The organism is Bradyrhizobium sp. Mp19 (assembly GCF_029952935.1).
Classification (GTDB): Bacteria; Pseudomonadota; Alphaproteobacteria; order Rhizobiales; family Xanthobacteraceae; genus Bradyrhizobium; species Bradyrhizobium elkanii.
Genome location: NZ_JASAUT010000058.1, coordinates 29,181 through 48,892 on the forward strand (window position 1 = coordinate 29,181; position 19,712 = coordinate 48,892).

At 60.4% G+C, this 19,712-nt stretch carries 20 protein-coding genes and 1 pseudogene; 9 read left to right on the top strand and 12 right to left on the bottom strand.

The window, feature by feature from the left end; translation table 11 throughout:
- Nucleotides 1-236 precede the first annotated feature (236 nt).
- The 4 genes and pseudogenes from QJT82_RS37260 to QJT82_RS37275 all read right to left on the bottom strand — a co-directional run bounded on the left by QJT82_RS37260 (nt 237) and on the right by QJT82_RS37275 (nt 5,305).
- Nucleotides 237-2,359 (bottom strand): annotated as a pseudogene (locus QJT82_RS37260) (ParB/RepB/Spo0J family partition protein).
- A 417-nt stretch (nt 2,360-2,776) separates the two neighbouring features.
- Nucleotides 2,777-3,970 carry a hypothetical protein gene (locus tag QJT82_RS37265; protein ID WP_028343862.1) on the bottom strand — a complete coding sequence of 398 codons (1,194 nt, stop codon included), beginning with the start codon at nt 3,968-3,970 and terminating at the stop codon, nt 2,777-2,779.
- Nucleotides 3,951-4,670: a hypothetical protein gene (locus QJT82_RS37270; protein WP_028343861.1), complete on the bottom strand. Its 720-nt coding sequence runs from the start codon at nt 4,668-4,670 to the stop codon at nt 3,951-3,953. The genes QJT82_RS37265 and QJT82_RS37270 overlap by 20 nt, the downstream gene beginning before the upstream one ends.
- Before the next feature lie 314 nt (nt 4,671-4,984).
- Nucleotides 4,985-5,305, bottom strand: coding sequence for a DUF736 domain-containing protein (locus tag QJT82_RS37275; protein WP_018270286.1), 321 nt, complete (start codon nt 5,303-5,305; stop codon nt 4,985-4,987).
- A gap of 576 nt (nt 5,306-5,881) precedes the next feature.
- On the opposite strand from QJT82_RS37275, the gene QJT82_RS37280 reads away from it, so the two are divergent.
- From QJT82_RS37280 to QJT82_RS37305, 6 genes are all read left to right on the top strand, one after another.
- A complete protein-coding gene (locus QJT82_RS37280; RefSeq protein WP_155258731.1) occupies nt 5,882-6,142 on the top strand; it encodes a hypothetical protein in 261 nt (86 codons plus the stop codon).
- A gap of 362 nt (nt 6,143-6,504) precedes the next feature.
- Nucleotides 6,505-6,759: a hypothetical protein gene (locus QJT82_RS37285; RefSeq protein ID WP_016843182.1), complete on the top strand. Its 255-nt coding sequence runs from the start codon at nt 6,505-6,507 to the stop codon at nt 6,757-6,759.
- 941 nt (nt 6,760-7,700) lie between these two features.
- A complete protein-coding gene (locus tag QJT82_RS37290; RefSeq protein ID WP_155258730.1) occupies nt 7,701-7,868 on the top strand; it encodes a hypothetical protein in 168 nt (55 codons plus the stop codon).
- Between the two features lie 613 nt (nt 7,869-8,481).
- Nucleotides 8,482-8,937: an Hsp20 family protein gene (locus tag QJT82_RS37295; protein WP_016843181.1), complete on the top strand. Its 456-nt coding sequence runs from the start codon at nt 8,482-8,484 to the stop codon at nt 8,935-8,937.
- Nucleotides 8,938-9,014: 77 nt separating this feature from the next.
- On the top strand, nt 9,015-9,512 hold the full coding sequence (locus QJT82_RS37300; RefSeq protein ID WP_016843180.1) for an Hsp20/alpha crystallin family protein: 498 nt from the start codon (nt 9,015-9,017) through the stop codon (nt 9,510-9,512).
- A gap of 70 nt (nt 9,513-9,582) precedes the next feature.
- Nucleotides 9,583-9,777 (top strand): hypothetical protein, encoded by a 195-nt coding sequence (locus tag QJT82_RS37305; protein ID WP_035633041.1) that lies wholly within the window; start codon nt 9,583-9,585, stop codon nt 9,775-9,777.
- Here QJT82_RS37305 and QJT82_RS45660 read toward each other — a convergent pair.
- On the bottom strand, nt 9,752-10,426 hold the full coding sequence (locus tag QJT82_RS45660) for a response regulator (protein WP_077231028.1): 675 nt from the start codon (nt 10,424-10,426) through the stop codon (nt 9,752-9,754). The two genes, QJT82_RS37305 and QJT82_RS45660, sit on opposite strands and share 26 nt — an antisense overlap.
- Here QJT82_RS45660 and greA point away from each other — a divergent pair.
- Nucleotides 10,410-10,889 carry a transcription elongation factor GreA gene (greA, locus tag QJT82_RS37315; RefSeq protein WP_028343859.1) on the top strand — a complete coding sequence of 160 codons (480 nt, stop codon included), beginning with the start codon at nt 10,410-10,412 and terminating at the stop codon, nt 10,887-10,889. The genes QJT82_RS45660 and greA overlap by 17 nt on opposite strands.
- 88 nt (nt 10,890-10,977) lie before the next feature.
- On the opposite strand, the gene QJT82_RS37320 is transcribed toward greA, so the two are convergent.
- The 7 genes from QJT82_RS37320 to QJT82_RS37350 form a co-directional block, all read right to left on the bottom strand.
- Nucleotides 10,978-12,075: a trypsin-like peptidase domain-containing protein gene (locus QJT82_RS37320; RefSeq protein ID WP_038375289.1), complete on the bottom strand. Its 1,098-nt coding sequence runs from the start codon at nt 12,073-12,075 to the stop codon at nt 10,978-10,980.
- A 133-nt stretch (nt 12,076-12,208) separates the two neighbouring features.
- The gene (locus QJT82_RS37325; RefSeq protein WP_016843176.1) at nt 12,209-12,541 is read right to left on the bottom strand and encodes a hypothetical protein; all 333 of its coding nucleotides are present in this window, start codon (nt 12,539-12,541) and stop codon (nt 12,209-12,211) included.
- Between the two features lie 138 nt (nt 12,542-12,679).
- Nucleotides 12,680-13,135 (bottom strand): Hsp20 family protein, encoded by a 456-nt coding sequence (locus QJT82_RS37330; protein WP_038375292.1) that lies wholly within the window; start codon nt 13,133-13,135, stop codon nt 12,680-12,682.
- Between the two features lie 527 nt (nt 13,136-13,662).
- Complete coding sequence (locus QJT82_RS37335) at nt 13,663-13,995, bottom strand: hypothetical protein (RefSeq protein ID WP_129964896.1); 333 nt, start codon at nt 13,993-13,995, stop codon at nt 13,663-13,665.
- A 197-nt stretch (nt 13,996-14,192) separates the two neighbouring features.
- Entirely contained in the window at nt 14,193-15,815 is a 1,623-nt protein-coding gene (gene groL, locus QJT82_RS37340) for a chaperonin GroEL (RefSeq protein WP_016843172.1), read from the bottom strand.
- 35 nt (nt 15,816-15,850) lie between these two features.
- Entirely contained in the window at nt 15,851-16,165 is a 315-nt protein-coding gene (groES, locus tag QJT82_RS37345; protein ID WP_038375291.1) for a co-chaperone GroES, read from the bottom strand.
- A gap of 561 nt (nt 16,166-16,726) precedes the next feature.
- Complete coding sequence (locus QJT82_RS37350; protein ID WP_338132107.1) at nt 16,727-17,512, bottom strand: RNA polymerase factor sigma-32; 786 nt, start codon at nt 17,510-17,512, stop codon at nt 16,727-16,729.
- Between the two features lie 564 nt (nt 17,513-18,076).
- On the opposite strand from QJT82_RS37350, the gene QJT82_RS37355 reads away from it, so the two are divergent.
- Nucleotides 18,077-18,508 (top strand): hypothetical protein, encoded by a 432-nt coding sequence (locus QJT82_RS37355; protein ID WP_050999402.1) that lies wholly within the window; start codon nt 18,077-18,079, stop codon nt 18,506-18,508.
- A 602-nt stretch (nt 18,509-19,110) separates the two neighbouring features.
- The gene (locus QJT82_RS37360) at nt 19,111-19,329 is read left to right on the top strand and encodes a hypothetical protein (RefSeq protein WP_051448167.1); all 219 of its coding nucleotides are present in this window, start codon (nt 19,111-19,113) and stop codon (nt 19,327-19,329) included.
- The last annotated feature ends 383 nt before the right edge of the window (nt 19,330-19,712 follow it).

Consider the following 19,712-nt stretch of genomic DNA (forward strand, 5'->3'; position numbering starts at 1 on the left):
CTTTCGGAGAGCGGGAACGGGTCGAGCCGGCTGGCGCTCTCTCTGGACCGTGCCGGCTCAAACCCGTCTCGGCCGCTCTCTGCCTCTCAGGAGGCAGCCGCGCGCCCTCACGCCGCGCCACCACATTCGGCCGGGCGACAAGACGAAATCACTGCCGGACACGGCGTGGACGGGCGCGGGACGAGACGTGCGAAGGAAGGCGTACGGGACGGCCGGAGCCGTCCCGCGATGAGGCGTCATTCGGCGGCATCGAGCTGTGGTTCAGCCTCGTCGCCACCCTCCTCCTGCCCTTCGTTGGCGAGGAATTCGGGGAGCGAGCCAGCCTCCCCTTCCTGTTCGACTGGCGAGGCGGTGGCGTCGACCGGGCGCAGCAGCTCCGGCAACCAGCCCGAACCCTCGAGAAGACGCTCGGCCTCGCTGGCCATCTCGGACTTCTTCAGGTGATCGATCAATTGCGCGGACGATTCACCTCGCGCCTCCCGCACCGCCTCCAGGATACGCGGCTTGGTGACGCGGCCGAGATAATTGTCAACAGTCGGTCGCCAGCCGGACTGAACCATGTCGAGGCCGACAGCACGCGCCAGCACATCGGCCTGATCGAACCGAGAGCAGACGCCGTGAGCATAGACACGGCCCTGATTGTAACGGTTGGCCGGCTCATGGACGGCGTTGACCGCAAATGACGCACAGTGAGCGAACAGGGATGCCTGTGCGGCACCGTCAAGGGCCGTGAGCGCATCCCAGAGATCGTTCTCGCTCTTGGGCAGCCGGGCCTTCCAGGACTCGTGCCGGGCCTCAACTGCCTTGGCAGATGCGCTTTCCCTGAGCCCGGGGGCTTGAGCGGGAAAGGTCGGCGTACGAAGTCCGATCTCCAGACATGTGTTGGACGATCCGTACCGGTAAAAGGCCGTCAGCACGAAATTGTGCAGCACCGCCTGGAACGCGATTGCCGGATGTTCTGCCAGCGCGTCCCGTAATGCCAACGTACGATGCGCCTTTCGGTGATGAGTCGATCCGGCAACGGCCTTGCCGCATCCTCATCATGCTCCTCCGGCTCGGTCGATGCACCGGCGAGCGAAATCGCCGTGCGCTGGACCGAAGCACCGGGCTCCTGCCCTTCAGTCACCGCTACATCGGTGCCTCGCTCGCCTTCGACACCGGCCGCAGGCTCCTCGTCCTCCGGTCGGACATAACCCCGATTGACAGAAAGCCGTCCTTCGCAATCGATGCTGACGAAGACGCCGGCTCTGGCCATCTGGTCCGGCTCGAAGATGTCCGGCCGGTTGTTGAACGCTTCGAGCGCCTGCTCGAGTTCGCCGAGCCGCGCGTCCACCTCACCGGGCAGTTCGTCAGCGCCTTCAAATCTTGCCTCAAGCGCGTCGTATTCAACCTGGAGAGTATCGAAGCGCGCCTGCTCTTCGGCGGTGAGAGCCGCCGGATCTGCCTCGAGCCGGCGGAGCCCGTGGTCATGGCCGTAGGGAAAGCTGGCGGCGGTCACCTCTATCCACTTCCAGCCTTCGGCGGCGATCGCCTCAGCTTCTGCCCGCAACTTCTCAGCCACGAGACGCTCCAGCAGCGCAACGTCCTCGAGCCAGCCGCCGCCATCTTCTTCGAAGAGATCGCGCAGCACGCCGCCGCCGGCCGCTTCATAAGCGGCGAGGCCGACAAATCGGGCGCGCCTGTCGGAGACCCGCACCGCACGCTCGGTCAGGAGGCGCCTGATCTGATACGGCTCTTCATAACCCGACTTGTTGACGGTCTCCCAGACCTGTTCCTGCCGGCCGTGATCGGCGGTAACCGAGAACGCCATCAACTGTTCGAGCGACATGCCGTCGTCGGCGTAAACCTCGAGCAGCTTCGGGGACACCGCCGCAAGCCGCAGCCGCTGCTTCACCACGTTGACGGATACAAAGAAGATGGCCGCGACATCTTCTTCGGACCGCCCTTGCTCGCGCAGGGTCTGGAATGCGCGAAACTGGTCCAGGGGATGAAGCGCGATGCGGTGCACGTTCTCGGCGAGCGAGTCTTCTTCCGCGGTGATCACGTCAGCCATGTCACTGACGATGCATGGGACCGGCGCGGTCTTCGCCAGACGCTTCTGCTTGACCAGGAGCTCAAGTGCGCGATAGCGGCGACCTCCGGCCGGCACCTCGAACATGCCGGTTTCCCGGCCTTCGTCGTCGAGGACAGGCCGGACGTTGAGACTTTGCAGCAGGGAGCGCCGGGCGATGTCCTCGGCAAGATCCTCGATCGAGATGCCGGCTTTGAGGCGCCGCACATTATTCTGGCTCAAGATGAGTTTGCTGAAGGGAATGTCGCGCGACGACGACAGCTTGATCTTCTGAACGGCCTTTGCCATGTCAGTTTCTCCGAAACGGGCGGCCGGGAGCCTCTCTCTCGGCCTCCAACCCGTTCACGAACATGCCTGCCCCTCTCTCGCTCTCGCTTTCTTGCTGGCGCAATGGCGGTGGTTGGCGGCTGCCGCGCTATCGGAAAACTGAGTTGCCCGAGCTCGGATGCGATCCAGTTCACCTCTCGTTTCAGAAGTCGAGGTCACGTGGGTCGAAGCTGCAAGCGAGTATCGCGACACTTGGCGTGCATCTTTCGGTGCCGCGCCGGTTTTGGCGACGGCGCTACGGTCTCCGAGCCGCCGCGGAATTGCCGGCCCGCGACGGACATCAACGTCTCCCCGAGAGGCAGCGCCATCCCCGAACTGGTGAGCCGGAAGAGCGCAGACAAGCCAAGCCGGAGAACGGAATCCCCGGCTTGGCCGCAATTACGCCACGCGGTCGAGCAACTTCTTGGCCTTGGCCTCCATGTCCAGGCGGACATCCTGATGCGGCCTGTCGCGCGCGACGGCGGTGATGCCCTGCACGAAATCGAAGATGCTTTCAGGCGGGCGGCCTTCCTCCGCCAGCACCGCCTCAATCACCTTGCCTGTCTCGGCCTTGGAGAAGCCGCGGCGGCGCAGAAACTCGGTGCGATCCTCGTCGCTGCGTGCCACGATCCGCTCGCGGGCGGCCTTGATGCCGTTGACAAAGGGCATGGGTGAGGAGTCGGCGAAGTTCAACAGTGCCGGGGCTGCCTCGTGAGCAAAGCGGGAGGCTGCGTATTTGGAATGGCGGATGGTCATCTCCTCGAAATCTTCCACGCCCCACAGATTGCGATTCTGACAAACCGCACGAAGATAGAAGCTCGCCATGCCGAGCGTCTTCGCGCCAACTTCCGAGTTCCAGCAATAGAAGCCTCGGAAATAGAGGTCGGGCGAGCCGTCCCGGAGACGACCGGCCTCGATGGGATTCAGATCATCGACCAGAAACAGGAAAACGTCCCTGTCCGACGCGTAGAGGGTCGTCGTGTCCTTGGAAATGTCGACGCGGGGATTGTAGATGCCACTTGACCAGTCGAGCGCACCAGGCACCTTCCACCGTGTATCGCCTGTGCCATTGCCAGCGATGCGTTGTACGGCCTCAACCAGCTCGTGGTCGTAGATCCGGCCATAGTCGGGACCGGTGACAGCGCGAAGCTCGATGCGGCTACCCTCGGTCTCGAGCGTTTTGATCTGCTCGACCCGATTGTCGGTCAGGCCATATTGCAGGTTGATTGCTGCGAGTGCCGCGGGGAGCTGCCGCAGGTAGGTGGCCGGAGCGCCAACCTGGCTTGCAAGCTGGCCGAAGCTCCAGTGGGTCGGGGCGAGCGGCGTGTCCAAGCCGGGCAGCATCAAGGCCAGGCGCTCAGGATCGGCACGGTTTGCCTCGACATGGATGAGCGCGCTTTCGACCACGCGCGTCCGGCTGCGGTCCGCGCGATCGCGCACCGTGCAGGCCAGTTCGTTGAGCGACAGATAGCGCTCATCCGCCGGACGACAGAACCACTCCGAGGACACCCGACCAATGCGCTCGCCGCGGCTCACATCCACTCTGTAACCGAAACTGGCGTTGCGGCTGGCATCAACAATCTGCGTATTCATGGGAGCAATCTCCATGACGGGCGCCGGAAGACTCTCCTCCGACCCTCAACCCGTCATGGCCAAGGCCGCTCCCCTCTGCCTCTCCTGTATCATCGGTCGCCAACGGCAACGTCCAAGACGCGCGACCAAGGCCTTCTACCAAGACCCTTGACCAAGACCCTTGACCAAGACCCTTGACCAAGACCCGCGACGGCGGCATCCGCCGCGTCGCAGCTTCCGTCAGGGATGGAAGCCCGAAGGGTGAAAACCCGGCGCAAGCCGGGGTTTCAGCGCCAGCCGACAGCCCGGTCCCGCAGGGAGGCGGCAATAACTCAGCCAACGCTTGACAAGACATTTTGAACACGAGTGGCCAAAAGTCTGACGTCCCTGGCAGATTGTTGCGGACGCGATGCCGTATCGAATTCTGCCCGGAGTTCGCGAACTGGAGTTCGGTATCGACGGCATCGACATAGGAGATTTTGTCCGCCGTGGGCAGATTGAGTTCGGGTCCCAACAGCCATTTATAGAGAAACCAGATGCGACGCGTGTAGAGCCCGATCGGCGTCTGCTTCACAAGCTCCGCAATCTCCTCCCGCACGGCGAGGAAAAGCCGCTTCAGGATGGCGAGCTCTATTGCTTCGTTCTTGAGCGCAAAAGTCAGATTTCTCTCAAGGGTCGCGGCAGGCGCATGACGCGGCGTGTAGATGCGCCATCTTCTCACAGTCGAGCGCGAGCGGCCGGCTGTTTGCGCTTTTGCAATTCGAGGACGAGAAGGTTCTTGCCCAAAGCCAGGCCCGCCTTCGCCGACTCGCTCCGCCTCGCAGAAGGCCGCGCTTATGCGCGCACAGGCGGCGACGAACGCCCCCGTGTTTGAGGCCGCTAAGACGCGCGCAAAACCTGGGCGGGGCGCCGGCGCCGGAGGAGCCGGCCCAGATCGATCCGTGCAACCTATCCAACAGCGAGATATTCTCGCTGGCTCGCGCAGAAAAACGAACCCCGCCCAATAGTCTGAGCGGGGCTCTGAAGGATCGAGGCTCACTCGCCGTTCTTGCGCGGGCGCGACCACAGCAGCGTGTAGCCCTCGCCGCCTTCGTCGTCGAACAGGTTCGCGTAGATCGGTGCGTTGAACGAGGGGTCGTCGAGCTTGAGCGAGAGGTAATCGCGGCCCTCTTCGGAGCGCTTCGACCAGGCTGCGCCGATCTCGGCCCGGCCTACATAGATTCGGTGGCTCGGAGCGTTGTCGTTGGAGCGGTTGGTCTCGGCGACGATGCGGACGCCCTTTGCCTGCAGGCTCAGGGTGACAATCTCGCCCTGGAAATCGTTGCCCAGCTTCTTGAAAGAACCGATGTTAGCCATGTCACTTCTCCTGTTGTGTTTCGAGCCCGCGACCACCGCGGCCTCGATGGCGATCTAAAGGCCGAGGACGATCGGCGACGCACCCGTTCGGGCCGGAGCGCAGCGGAGGACGGCGTTGAGGCGACTTTCTTGTCTCGCGAGGAATGGGCGAAGCCCAGGGGAAGAAAGTCGCATCAACGGCGTTGCGGCTCAGACGATCGAGGCGAAGCCGGTCTTCGGCCAGATCAAGCCATCAAAGAGGCCACGTGCGTCCGCGTGCTGAAGCGCAATTTCAAGGAGAAGATTGGCCAATTTCGGTTCAGCTGCACAAGATGTTGGAACGATTCAGCGAAGAAATAGAAACGATCTGCTGCAAAGGGCGGTATCGTCCGTGAACGAACATCGAGAGCGCGCAATCCGCCACCGCGACGAGTGGGCTAGGCCGAGATTGCTGCAGCCTGGTCGAAGCGCACCGAAGAGGCGGATTTGCTTCTCGTTCTCGTCATCTTGACCCCGCATTCAACGAACCGATCTACCCGAACTTGTTCGACGAGGAAGGAGACGAATGATCATCCCTCGCGTGTGGCGGCCGTGAGAATGGTTGAGACGGCTCCGCCAAGTCTAGCCGGCTCGAACGGACGGCTCACCGCAAGCAAGCACAGTCAAGCGCGTCCGCGTCCTGCCGCCAACACGAAACGCGCCGAGGCAAGCGAAGGCAGCCCGGCAAGCATTGCGATCTGGGGCAGGCAAAACATCTGCCTCTCGATGGCCATCTTCCGTTGGACGGTTTCGAATTCCGAGCATGAGCAGCTCGCCATTGCCCAGACCAACGAAAATCCACGTTGCCAGAGAAATTAGGCCTATTAGCCAGCGCGCTGAAAGACGCTTTCGTCAAGCCGCTTGAGCGACAGGCCCAGACCTGCACGATCCCGGAAGAGCAGCCTGATACCACATAAAAAACGGCCCCGGGAACGGCGGACTGATAGTCAAACTGCAGAAATCGCTTGAACCTCACGCCACGTCAGGGCGTAGCCTGGAAACCGTCGGCAGATCCTGATGACGCGAAGCATCGGATCGGGACGTCACACAACCAAATGACAGAGCTGGTTCGGCGTCATCGTGAGTATTGCGCCGTTCGTACCCCTCAACGCGAAGCGAACGGCGCAGCCGCATTAAGCCAAAATCGCTCCCTCGCAAGCAATTCGATCCAGGAGACATGGATGAAATTAGCGAAGACCTCTGTAATCGCATGCGGCATTTCCGCTTTCCTCGCATACTCCGTCATTGTGCAAAGCCTCGCCACCGACGCCAGGGCTCGCAAAGGCATGCAAGACAGGAGCGTACAGAGCGGCATGAGTGATGATGACGATTCTTTGCCCAAACTCAGGACCGCGGGCGGGAAAGTGGGCAGGAAATCGACCAAGGGCGCGAAGAGTGCAGCCGGCGGCAACGCACCGGACAAGGAGACTGATTGATCCGCAACCAGCAGCACACCGGTGGGTGGGAAGCGACTGACGCGAGGCCGTGTCCGGGTAACCCTCCACTCGCACCCGCTGGCCGGAGGTTCAGCCGCACCAAGATGAACTGTGACGGTCGTCGATCTTCAAGGAATACGACAAGGACGAAGGTTCAGCCATTTAACTCGCGCGTTTGCCGTGGCCGCCCGACGGAAGCCATGAAACTAACCCTGATCAATAGCAGCGCAACGGCCGCAATGCTCAACTGCCCGATCGAAGAGGAGCAGTTGCAAAGGCTGAACGGTGACCCGATGCGATCGTTGTGCACGATAGCATTGGGTACTGCCCTCCGATCTCGTACGACCGCGTCAGGTTACCGACATTCATGTTCGGAAGCCGCCCGAGGAGTTGGCTGGCGCGGCGTGAAAAAGCACAACTTTTTGGTCTCTCGTCGGTTCTTCACGGTCTGGCACGCCGGTTGCTGAGTGATGCACGGCTTGGTTGCTCAATCACGACCTCCTGAGGCCCAAGCCGCTTCGTAGCGCAACTCGTGCGGGCGGATCTCCCGCCGCCCGCACGTTTTTCATGGCTTCGACCTGGCGCCGCGCTTCATGAGCTTATGTTTGCCCCGTGAGGAGGCTGCGCGCGCCCGTCTGGCACGCGAGTTGCTCGGAGGAATACGGCTTGGCCCTCATGTATCGCGCCCCCCAGAGATGGCCAAGCTTCCACCCAGACTAGCGCGGGTGGTCCCCCAAGCCGCTCGCGCGACTTTCCATTCGCCGCGGGTCTGCCGAGATCGGGCCCGGCGAAACGCTGTGGAGATTATCGGCATGATCCGTGGAGAGCTTTAGAATCGCTAAAGCAAGCCGCTCATAGACCAGCCACTCACAGTTGCTCACGGAAACGCGTTGTGATGGAGAACGGAGTGGACGTCCGATGCATCTTAAGTATTCAATACCGTGGGCGCAGCAGCAGCATTAGCGATCGGCGCGCACGATGCTCTCGATGTTGCGCCGAACGTCGGCATCATGCTTGGCGCATTATTGATTGTCGCCTTTCCGGCATCGGTGATCGCTAGCCTTTTAAGTTGCTGTCAAACCGAACGGCGCGATGACAGAACCGGTTGATGATCGCCTATTACTCTTAGATTTCTGCCGGCTCGACCGACATGGCTCCGCCGGCGCAGCGCTATGCCCCCCGGCAGGAGCCTTCGTTCCGAGATCTCACGATGCGCGGCTCTCGTGACTGTCCGACACCAGGGCTATTTGTCGCGGTCTTCCGCTCAGCCGCGACCGAAGGTGGGAGTTTCATCTCCAGGAGCTGCGCGCGCGACATACCAAACCGGCCAGGAGATCCGATGGTGACGCCGAGCGCGGCGAAGCACGGCGGGTCACTCCCGAAAAATGATTCCAGAAGCGCCGTGTCGATCACGTCGTTTTGGACTGCTGCCATGGTCACTTTCGTTGGCGAGTACCTTTGGAGGAACCGGCTGAGACGCAGCAGGACGGCAGGAAGTCCTTCCACATTCGCCTCAGCCGGATCCGACAAAAACATGGGTGCGGCACTGCCGCTTTCGCAAGTGCCTGGAAGGCCTTGAAACGATACGCCCCCCTTCTAATTTTATGGGTAGCCACGCAGTAATTGCACGGCACAATCGGGCGCCTGCTACGGGGCGCGTGCAGGCACCCGGCAAGCGTCCTGGGTGCTCTTATCCATGTTGCTCAAAAGGAGGATATGGCTATGACCACGCTTGATCTCGCTCCCCTGTGGCGATCGACGGTTGGATTCGATCGTCTGTTCGACCTTCTCGCGGACTCCGGCCGATGGACCGGCGCGGACAATTACCCGCCCTACGACATCGAACGTGTCGGTGAGGACCACTACCAAATCACGCTGGCTCTTGCCGGCTTCCCGCCTGACACGGTCTCCATCACGGCCGGGCAGAACACACTGACCGTTGAGGGTCGCAAGGCCGACAAAAGCGGCCATCAATATCTCTATCAAGGCATCTCTGCGCGCCCGTTCCGACAGATCTTCAATCTGGCCGAGTACGTGCAAGTGAAGGGCGCCTGGTTCGAGAATGGCATGCTCAAGATCGATCTGGTTCGGGAGGTTCCCGAGGCGATGAAACCGCGCCAGATTGCGATCAACACAGGTGCTGATCACCAGAAAGATGAGAACAAGCATGCGGCGTAACACCGCCTGCTCACAATTGAATTTTGCGGCGAGGCTTTATCGCGTCGCGAATTTTGGAACAAAGAAGGAGAAAATCCATGGCTATCACCGATCTGCCCCCCTGGGGCCGCGGTCGTGATCTGACCACCCGTCGCTCCGAAAACTACAATCCGGTTCTAACCCTGCACCGGGAGATGAACCGGCTATTCGATGACGCCTTCCGCGGCTTCGATGTCGCGCCATTTGGCGGCAGCTTTCTCGAGCAGTCGATGAATTGGCCGAGCATCGAGGTCAACGAGAGTAACCAGGACGTGAAAGTCACGGCGGAGTTGCCAGGTCTCGACGAGAAAGACGTCCAGATCGAGCTCGCCAATGGCGTTCTCTCGATCAAGGGAGAGAAGAAGACTGAGACGGAAGACAAGGATCGCAGGTTCAGCGAGCGGTACTACGGCAGGTTTGAACGGCGCATCCCGATCGAAGACGTGGACCAGGACAAGATCTCTGCTGCGTTCAAGAACGGAGTTCTGACTGTCACCATGCCAAAGCTGCCGCAAGCAGAATCCAAGGTGAAGCGTATTGCGATCAACTCGAAATGACACAAATCGATGGGAGCGGTCTCCGCTCCCGTCCTATTTCCAATAAGAGCGGGCGGGGGTGTGCCCGACCATGGACACAAAGCGGAAATCCAGTTTTGCAGGCGCTGCGGATGTTGTTGCGCATGCAAAGATCGCGGCTCAACACATCGAGGAACTGAAAGTCGCCTGTGCGAATGGAGATAAGAGCGCGGCCCGCCGTTCGCTGCGCCAGGCTATCAGCGAACTCGAGCTGGCGCGCGCTATGGTGCGGACCGGTATTGATTGAGTCCGCGCGGATTTGGCGCTGCGTCCGAGTCAAGCAGACGGCTGGTGCGTAGCATCGCTTCCAGCTTGGCTGAGAGTTCCTGGGAGAAAAACGGCTTGCTGAGGAGCAGACTGTCGTTCATGTGTTTGCTAGGCTTTTCGATGAGATCTGGATAGCCACTGCAGTACACGATCGGCAAGCCCGGCTGCTGCCGTTGAAGCTCAAGTCCGACGTTGAGTCCAGAAACGTCGGGCATCGCCAGATCAATAATCGCCACATCGATTGCTTGATGAGAAAGGGTCGACAGCGCGGCATCCAGATTATCAGCCGCAATCGCCTGGTATCCGAGATCGTCAAGCATGTTCCGTGACGTTTCGCGGACGCTCGCGTCGTCGTCCACAGCAAGGATGTACTCCCGTGCGCCCATGCAAGGAGTGCCCAATTGGCTCATACAACTGCACTGGTCGATATTCGCACGGCAAACCCGTAGACCTGCGACAACCCAAGTTCCGTTCCCTTGTCGGGCTCCTTGGACCGGGCGGTCCTTGGAACAGGTAAAGGCCAGCATAGTTGCCAGCCCATAGTACCGAGATAGGTAGGCCCGGCAGGCGACCGCGGCCGCTCGCGGTGCTCTCACAAGGCGGTCCGAATTGATGCCAACCCTCCCCATGACTGCGGCCGGTCATGCCGCCCTTAACGACGAACTGGCCGACCGCACTAGAATCAAGCGGCCTCATCTTGCCGAGCGCATTCAGCAAGCGATTGCCGACGAGCCCAACCTTATTGAGAATTCGGAATATCAGGCTGCGTTGGGCGAGCAAAGGCTCAACGAAGCTCGCATAGCCGAGTTAGAAAGCAAGCTTGCACGTGCAGAAATCATCGAAGTGTCAAAGCTCTCCGGCGAGACCATCAAATTCGGCGCGACGGTCACACTGACGGACCAGGATACGGGCGAGGAGCGAATTTGCCAAATCGTTGGCGAGCCGGAAGCCGACCCGGCAAAAGGCAAGATCTCGTTCAGTTCCCCGCTCGCACGGGCGTTGATAGGCAGGTCCAAAGGGTCAGTCGTAGCCGTCCAGACGCCAGGCGGTGACAAGAGTTACAAAGTTGAGCAAGTAAGATGGCTGCCCTAAAAGCAGAGGGGCTGGGCTTTTGAGCCAATACGTCTGCCAGAGCATGAATTTGGCAGTCGACCGGCCAGATTGTCTTGAACCTTTTGCATCAATGCAGCAGGCGAGTGGATGTGCTGCTTGCCTGGACAGGCGGAGCAACTTTCACGACGGCGGAACTGGTTTGACCGCCCCGCACGATGGTGAGCTTCACATCTTGACCGACACGCGCCAGGCCGATCTTGTTACGAAGTTGCGACGCGCTGCGGATCCGACGGTCGTCTGCCATGACAACAATATCGTCCTTCCGCAAGCCGGCCCTTGCAGCCGGAGAGTCTGCCGCGACCTCTGCGATCACCGCGCCTTCGTTGCGCCCTTGTTTGGTCGACGGTTGGAGTTCGCGCAGTGAAACGCCAATGCGGCCTCGCTCAACGTGTCCCTTATCTACAATCTGCTCCATAACGATCCGGGCCATATTCGCGGGAATTGCAAAACCGATCCCGACATTCCCTCCGCCCGGCGAAATGATCGCGGAGTTGATGCCGACCAATTCGCCGCGGAGATTCACCAATGCGCCGCCGGAATTTCCCGGATTGATCGCAGCGTCGGTCTGGATGAAGTCCTCAAAGCCTTCCTTGCTCAAGCCAGTGCGACCCAGCGCACTGACCAGGCCGGACGTGACGGTCTGGCCGAGTCCAAAGGGATTGCCGATCGCGAGCACGAAATCTCCGACCTCAAGCGCATCACTGTCGCCGAAAGGAAGCGCCTGAAGGCCGGCAGGGTCTTGGATCTGCAGCACTGCAACGTCAGTTGGCGCATCGCGCCCGATTACCTTCGCAGTTAACTGCCGGCCGTCCTTGGTCGTGATCCGAACGACCGAGGCGCCTTCGACAACATGATTGTTGGTCAACACATAGCCGCGCCTGGCATCGACGATGACTCCCGAACCGGTCGAATTGATTTCCTTCTCGACCTGCTTGGGAATGTCGAAAAACTCACGAAAGAACGGGTCGCGGTAAAGCGGATTGTCCTCACGGACACGGCCGTGCACGGAAATATTAACAACCGCGGGTGTCACCTGTCGAACTACCGGCGCCAATGTTGGCACAGAACCACCCGTCTTCAGGTCCGGCACTTGGGATATAGCCGGTGAAGCCCCGAATAGCGCCACAACCAGAAGCCATGCCAATATTGTTCGCTGACCCAACATTCCGATCACCCTTGCGTGCTTGTGGGATCGTCAATCTGAGGCAGACGCGTTCCTTCCAATGCTAGGAGCGGAATTGCCCAGGCTGCTGCGGCATGGCCAAGCAGCACGATCGCTAGAACGGCTTCCGTGACCATCACAGCGCCCTCCGCTGTGCGGCGGCCCAGGGCCGCCGCAGCCGCATGGGGACGCCACCGCCACTGGGCGGATCATCATCGTCGTCTCTGTCGAGTTGCCGCAACGCTGCCAGTATGTCGGCCAACTTCACAGCGTGGCCCATTCCGGGGACCTCCCGCATGCCGGGACAGGATTCCACGGCGTACATATCCGACGCCCACGAGGACAGGATGATTCGCTTCTCAGGCGTCGAGAGCTCAATGTCATTCAGGACTTCCGCCGGAGAAATGTAGCGAGCGGCGGGGTGGAAGAATGGGTGCAGATCGCCGCCGTCGATTTTTACGTTAGTCATGGCTCGCCTCCCTGTTCACTCCTTTCCAGGGGATGGTGCTCGTGATTTGGGTGGCGGCGTAGTCGATGCGCCACCCACGTTGAGATGAGATCGGTCAGGAACGTCCGATGACATCGCCGGTCCACGGATCGAAGCTACCTAAGCTGCCTTCTTCCGCTCAATTTGCGACGAAGCAGCCGTTGCACCGATCTGGATCTTGCGCGGCTTCATCGTCTCCGGAATCTCTCGAACGAGATCAATGGTCAAGAGACCGTCCCGGAAGGATGCCTGCTTGACCCGGACGTACTCGGCCAGACTGAAGACTCTCCGGAACGGTCGCGCCGGAATACCTTGGTAGAGATACCGCCGCGCATCCCCGTCGGACGTCTTGCCTTCGATCGTGAGCGCATTTTGCTCCGCCGTCACGGAGATGTCACTAGCGCCGAAACCTGCTACGGCCAGCGTGATTCGATAGTGATCCTCACCGGACCGCTCGATATTGTATGGCGGATAGCTATCCTCATTCGGCCGGCGCGACATGCCGTCGATGAGGCCAGCCAAGTGATCGAAGCCGACGCTGGTGCGCCACAGTGGCGTAAAATCAAGTGTCCTCATAGCCAAGTCCTCCAAAGAGCAATATGGATACGAAGCAAGGCAGGATCGGAGTTTCGATTATCGTCGAACACCCCCGGTCCAGCCTCGTCGAGCCCGGCCTGGCGCTCGACATACCGCAGTCGCGGTCGAGAAACGAATTAGAACTGACACTCGTGAATTCAAGAGGCCGTGCGCTTTTTTCTGACCGAACCTCGCCTGGCGGGTCAGCGACTACGCGGCCAAGCGATCCGGGTAAGCACCCTGGCGTAGGACATCCATCACTCGCTGCTCTCGCTCAATCCGGGCTTGATAGAGCTGCCGCCTTGCTCGCTCCTGGCAGTTGAGAGCAGGCGCTCGTAGTGACCGATCACCTTCAGACAACCTCGGATGAGGAAGTCGCGGACGGCAAGCTCAACTGTTGCTTGAGGTTGCATCAGAGTTCCCGCGCACGGAATGCCTCGCCGAACTCAGCCCGGACATGAGTGCCGCTCGCTCTTGACGAGATTGCGTAAGGTAGGGAGCGGCCTTCGCGGGCCGCTCTCTGAGGTTCAGCTTGTTGCCGCCAGTCCCGCGGGATGGGGCGACGGTTGCGGCCAGATGCCGGTCGGCGCGGAGGTCGGCGGCAGCAAGATGTCGATCTTCATCGTTGCCGCCGCGGGCTGCCATTTCAGCCACGGCATCGTGTCGAGATACGGGATTGGCGGCAGTGGCAGTCCAGTGAAGGTACCCTGTGTGGCCTCGGCTCCCCGCGGGCTTTCCACGCCGTAAGCACCGAAGGCCGCCAGAGACATTGCGCCGGCTACTACTAAAGCAAGCAGGCTTCGCCGCAGATTGCGGTTGGTCTCCGTCCGGTCGGACAACGTATGGTGATAACTCAGCATCTATACTCCTCCCATCGTTCGAAAACAGATCCAGGCAATGGTGACAAAACTCAGGGAGAACATGAACCAATGGATCGTGTCCTGCCTCATCCTGAGCCGACGACGATTAGGCTTGTTCATGGGACACTCCATCTTTGGAAGCGGTCTTCTCTCCTCTCATCGGTGGAGCCCGGCCTTGATCGGCCGGGCTCGGTTGTTCAGAAGTCCATGGCGGGAGCTGCCGAAGCGGATTCAGCCTTCTTCGGCTTTTCGGCCACGAGTGCCTCGGTGGTGATCAGCAGCGAGGCCACCGACGCAGCGTCCTGCAAGGCGGTGCGCACGACCTTGGCGGGATCGATCACACCGGCTTTCACAAGATCCTCGTACTCGCCAGTTGCCGCGTTGAAGCCCCAGTTGTAACTCTGGTGCTCCAGAAGCTTGCCGACAACCAGTGAGCCGTCTTCGCCGGCGTTCTGCACGATCTGCCGAGCCGGCATCCGGATGGCGCGACGAACGATGTCGATGCCGGCCTTCTGGTCGGCGTTCGCGGTCTTGATGCCGTCGAGCGCTTCGAGGGCACGCAGGAGGGCAACCCCGCCTCCGGGGAGAATCCCCTCCTCCACCGCCGCTCGAGTCGCATGCATCGCGTCGTCGACACGGTCTTTGCGTTCCTTGACTTCGACCTCCGTCGCACCACCCACACGGATCACTGCGACGCCTCCGGCAAGCTTGGCGAGGCGCTCTTGCAGCTTTTCGCGATCATAGTCGGAGGTCGTCTCCTCGATCTGGAGCCTGATTTGCTGGGCGCGCGCCTCGATATCCTTCTTGGCGCCCGCGCCCTCAACAATGGTGGTGTTGTCCTTGTCAATGACGACCTTCTTGGCGCGCCCGAGCATCTTCACTGTGACGTTTTCCAGCTTGATGCCGAGGTCCTCGCTGATGACATTGCCGCCGGTCAGGATCGCGATGTCCTCCAGCATGGCCTTGCGACGATCGCCGAAGCCAGGTGCCTTGACGGCCGCGACCTTCAATCCGCCGCGCAGTCTATTGACGACCAATGTCGCAAGCGCTTCACCTTCGATGTCCTCCGCGATGATCAGGAGCGGCTTACCGGACTGAACGACCTGCTCCAACAGCGGCAGCATGGTCTGCAAGCCGGACAGCTTCTTCTCGTGAATCAGAACGTAGGGATCCTCGAGTTCGACACGCATCTTCTCGGGGTTCGTGACGAAGTAGGGCGAGATGTAGCCGCGGTCGAACTGCATGCCCTCGACCACTTCGAGCTCGGTGTGCAGGCTCTTGGCCTCCTCGACGGTGATCACGCCTTCATTACCGACCTTGTTCATGGCGTCGGCCAGGAAGCGGCCGATCTCGGTATCACCATTGGCGGAGATTGTGCCGACCTGGGCGATCTCGTCATTGGAGGTGATTTTCCTGGCGTGTGATTTGAGGTCGGAAACGACGGCGTCGACAGCCAGGTCAATCCCCCGCTTCAGATCCATTGGGTTCATGCCGGCGGCGACGGATTTGCTGCCCTCCTTGAAGATGGCCTGAGCGAGCACGGTCGCGGTCGTGGTGCCGTCGCCCGCCAGATCGTTGGTCTTCGAGGCGACCTCGCGCACCATCTGCGCGCCCATGTTCTCGAACTTGTCCTCCAGTTCGACCTCTTTGGCGACGGTTACGCCATCTTTGGTGATGCGCGGCGCACCGAACGATTTCTCGATCACGACGTTACGCCCCTTCGGACCGAGTGTGACCTTCACCGCGTTTGCCAGTGTGTCGACGCCCCGCAGCATGCGCTCTCGGGCCTCGGTTGCGAACTTCACGTCCTTGGCAGCCATTTTGATCTCTCCTTTCCTCTATGACTGTCAGCGCGCTAAGCTGCCTTCTTGACGGTCGCTGTCTTGTCGACAACACCCAGAAGGTCGCTTTCCTTCATGATCAGGAATTTCTCGCCGTCGATCTTGACCTCGGTACCAGACCACTTGCCGAACAGGACACGGTCACCGGGCTTGACGTCGAGTTGAATGAGCTGGCCCTGTTCGTTGCGTGCGCCGGGGCCAGTGGCGACAATCTCGCCCTGCTGCGGCTTCTCCTTTGCTGTGTCTGGAATGATGATACCGCCGGCGGTTTTCTCTTCGGCGTCGAGACGTCGCACGAGCACGCGATCGTGCAAGGGACGGAAATGCATGCACATCCTCCTTGGGTAGGTTCAGCGATGTCCAAAACCGGGTCCATAACGGCCCCCGGGCAAAAATCCACCTAGGAGCGAGGGTTCTACTTTCAAGAGGTTGGAAGAAAATTTTTGCGGCGAAAGCCGGATCGTCGATATTGCTCGCGGCTCGTAACCGGAGAGCATTCTCCTGCGTCCGGAAACGCTCAGCGCACCTTGAGAATTGAAACCGTCAAACCGAGACGTTGTCTCGGCTTCAGAACAACTCTGCGCGGCAAATTGGAGCATCGTCGAAAGGAGGGTAACCAGAGATGTGGAGCTTAATGGTACTTGCTGCTCCAATCGGGATGGTGATCTCGCTGCAGGCGAAAGAAGCGGATTCGTCGCGAGCAGTGCGAAGCTCCGAGGCCACCGTTAAGCAGCTTGTCAGTGATCAAAGCGGCCAGCCCCCGGGCAAGAACAAAGTCCGGCGGCCGCAAGGACCGTGATTTCTCGGCGGGAGCCATCGTGCTTGATATCTGCACCGGCTGCTGATTCATCGATCAGCAGCCGGCCAGCAGTTTCTATGTTCTGCTTCTACTATGCGCTCGCTGAAGCAGCCGCAAGCTCCGGAAGGCGTGCGCACAGCGTCGACTTGATACGCTGCAACGCACGCTGCTCGATCTGGCGGATACGCTCACGCGAAATACCGAAGGTATTGGCAAGATCGTCAAGCGTTCTTTGCTCATCTGCCATGTAACGGGCTTCGACAATGGTGCGTTCTCGCGGAGAAAGCGCACACAGCGCCTCCGAGAGTGCGGCCTTCTGCCGTTCTCGGTCTCCGGCCTCCACGAGCAGGGTTTCAGGATCAGGAGATGAATCTGCGACCCTGTCCTGCCACTGTTCGCCTTCCTCGTCACTGAGTTGAACATTCAGCGTCATGTCGCCACGGATCCGCCCGTTCATCTCGACGACGTCGGTTTGCTTGACCTGAAGATGGTCAGAGATCTGCTTCACCTGCTCCGGCGAAAGCTCGCCATCGTCCGGCGTTCCAAGGCGTCTCTTCAACTTTTGAAGGTTAAAGAACAGCTTTTTTTGCGCCGCGGTTGTGCCGAGCTTGACGAGCGACCATGATCGCAGGACGAATTCCTGTACGGACGCCTTGATCCACCAAGCGGCATAAGTCGCCAGGCGAAATCCCTTCTCAGGGTCGAACCGCCTGACGGCCAGCATCAATCCGACGTTGGCTTCCGAGATGAGGTCGGCGATGGGCAATCCATAGCGCCGATATTTCAGCGCGATCTTGGCAGCCAGTCGTAGATGGCTCGTCACCAGACGGTAGGCAGCTTCGCTATCCCCGGCATCCCGAAGACGCCTTGCATACATCACTTCTTCGGAGGCATCTAGCAGCGGGAAAAGCTACGGATCTCGTGCAGGTACCGGGACAACCCGGCTTCCGAATGGATAGCGGTGAGGGCTGACTTGATTGACATGACTTGCCCTCCTTCATAAGCCGTCGCCGCTCTTGAGTTCTAACGAGCGGCCAGACGGAAGATGCAGCTGCGAGACCCCGCCGAGGCGAGTAAGGCTGATCGGCTGCCAAGCGACAATACGGGTCGTTTTCATATCCAAATCCTCCACGGAGCAAAATGGTACGAGCCGCCGTGTCGCCTGGCTTAGCTGGGCCATGAGGCGCCCAGCGACACTCGGGCCGGCGGCGCCAAAAGAACTACGAAACCAACAGGTTGTTCCTCGTATCAGCTAGCCAATTCGTCGGAAGCCATACTGCCGCTGCCCGATGAGGCGGAGGAGGAGCCCGACGCCTCAGGCGGCTTCCGAGTGCTCAGTCCGTCAAGGGTTCAAACACCTCGTAGACTTGGGACATTCCGAACCTTGGCCGAGACGTATACCTATCGAAGTCGGGTAGCGGTGCGGCACGGCTAAGTTTAAATGGATTGCGCCGCCGGCGAGGCGCTCATCCGCGAGGCCGACGATCTGCTCTGCCAGAGCTGGAACAAAAAGATCTGCGCCGACGGCGGGCCCGGTCGACGCATCGCCGTCGATCGACCAGGCCATCAAGCCGGCTATCCGTGGCTCGAAATCAATTGCTCGCGGTGCAAGACACCGCTCGCGGTCGCGCCTAGCCGCGCTGCGCCACGTTCCGACCACCAACGTGCGCGATCTCGCCGGTCGCCTGCGCTGCGTGAAGTGCAGTACGGCGGGCAAGCGGCCGGCCGCGGAGCTGCTGCAGCTGTGGCGGCGCTGCCCGACCGGAGATGCGACGTGACCGAGCTCACGCGTCGGCGCGACAGAGCCGCAGCCGGGCAGAAATGGAACATCCTCTATAGCGACGTCGTCGTTGGCTCAATCGGGCTGCGCTGAGGCCAAGTTGTCATGTCATCACGAGAGGTAGGACGCTCAGCCGATCAGCAGCCAACTTACGCTGACGATGAGCGCCACAAACGACATTCCAGCGAAGCTGAGAAAAGCCCTATTCAACACCAATCTATGCGATCGAAGCTGGACATGGATCGCCGGCAGCGCCATTCCCGCAGATAAGCACGTCAGCGAGGGTGACTCAGCTTTGGGGGCCTAGAGGCCGGTGCTGAGGCCTGTCACCGTGATGAATCGGGACGTGACCCGAGGCGTGGAAGCTAACACGGCTGTCAGAAGTTGCTAGTTTTTCCCGCGCGATCCGACGAAGCTAGTTTTAGTACGCTCCTGTCCAATTGCCACGCGTCAGGCTAGGAACCATCGCGAGGAGATCAGCGTCTAATTGGCGCTTCTGGTCAGCCAAGGTGCCCCCGACTGCCAGAGGAAAACCCGTATCGTTCGGGTTAGCGGCCCCCGGTGGGGGCCGTTTTCAGTTCGCCGCGAAAGCCGAGTGGTGCTTGTCCAAAGTTGATCGTCACGATTCACATAGTTCAATGCCGCGCGCTCCATCCTTCGAACTAATCGACGCGCTCGTATTTCGCAGATGGTGGATGCAGATGGAATTTACTGGACGCCCGATGCGGGGACGTTTCCTCGTTCGGCAGGGTGGCAACGGATGGATGGTCTACGATAGCGAACTCAAAGGACCGGCGCAGATAGAAAAGAACGGCGCGTTCGCCGAGAAGCTGACAAAAGAGCAGGCTGAGACTTTGGCGAAGCTGTTTACGACTCGCGACAAAAAAGACCCCAGCTCCCGGGGAGAGTGCTGAGGCCGGCAAGTAGTCCCACGTGGTTACTCAACGTCGTTGGACTGCTGCTTGTTCCCCGAAGCGAAACGGCCCCAGCGAGGTGCCAGCCGGGACCGCTCCAAACTGATCGAGAATATGCCCCGGGTCTTCGGGGGCAAGAGCCGGGGTCCTGAAGGCGCTGGCGAAGTCTAGCGGCGTTACGAGGCAGGCCGCGTAAAAGCTGGCGCGCAAGCTGCACGGCGGGCTGTCCGGTCGCTGCCTTGCGAAGCGCCTTTATGGCGAGCGCAGCATGGTCGGCGGCTTCATCGTTTCCAGCCTTTCTAATGTGCTCCAGCGTAGGTAGTCTCACTTGATTTCTGGAGGGCTTGGTTTCGGCAAACCATATTTCGCCGCACGCATCTCTG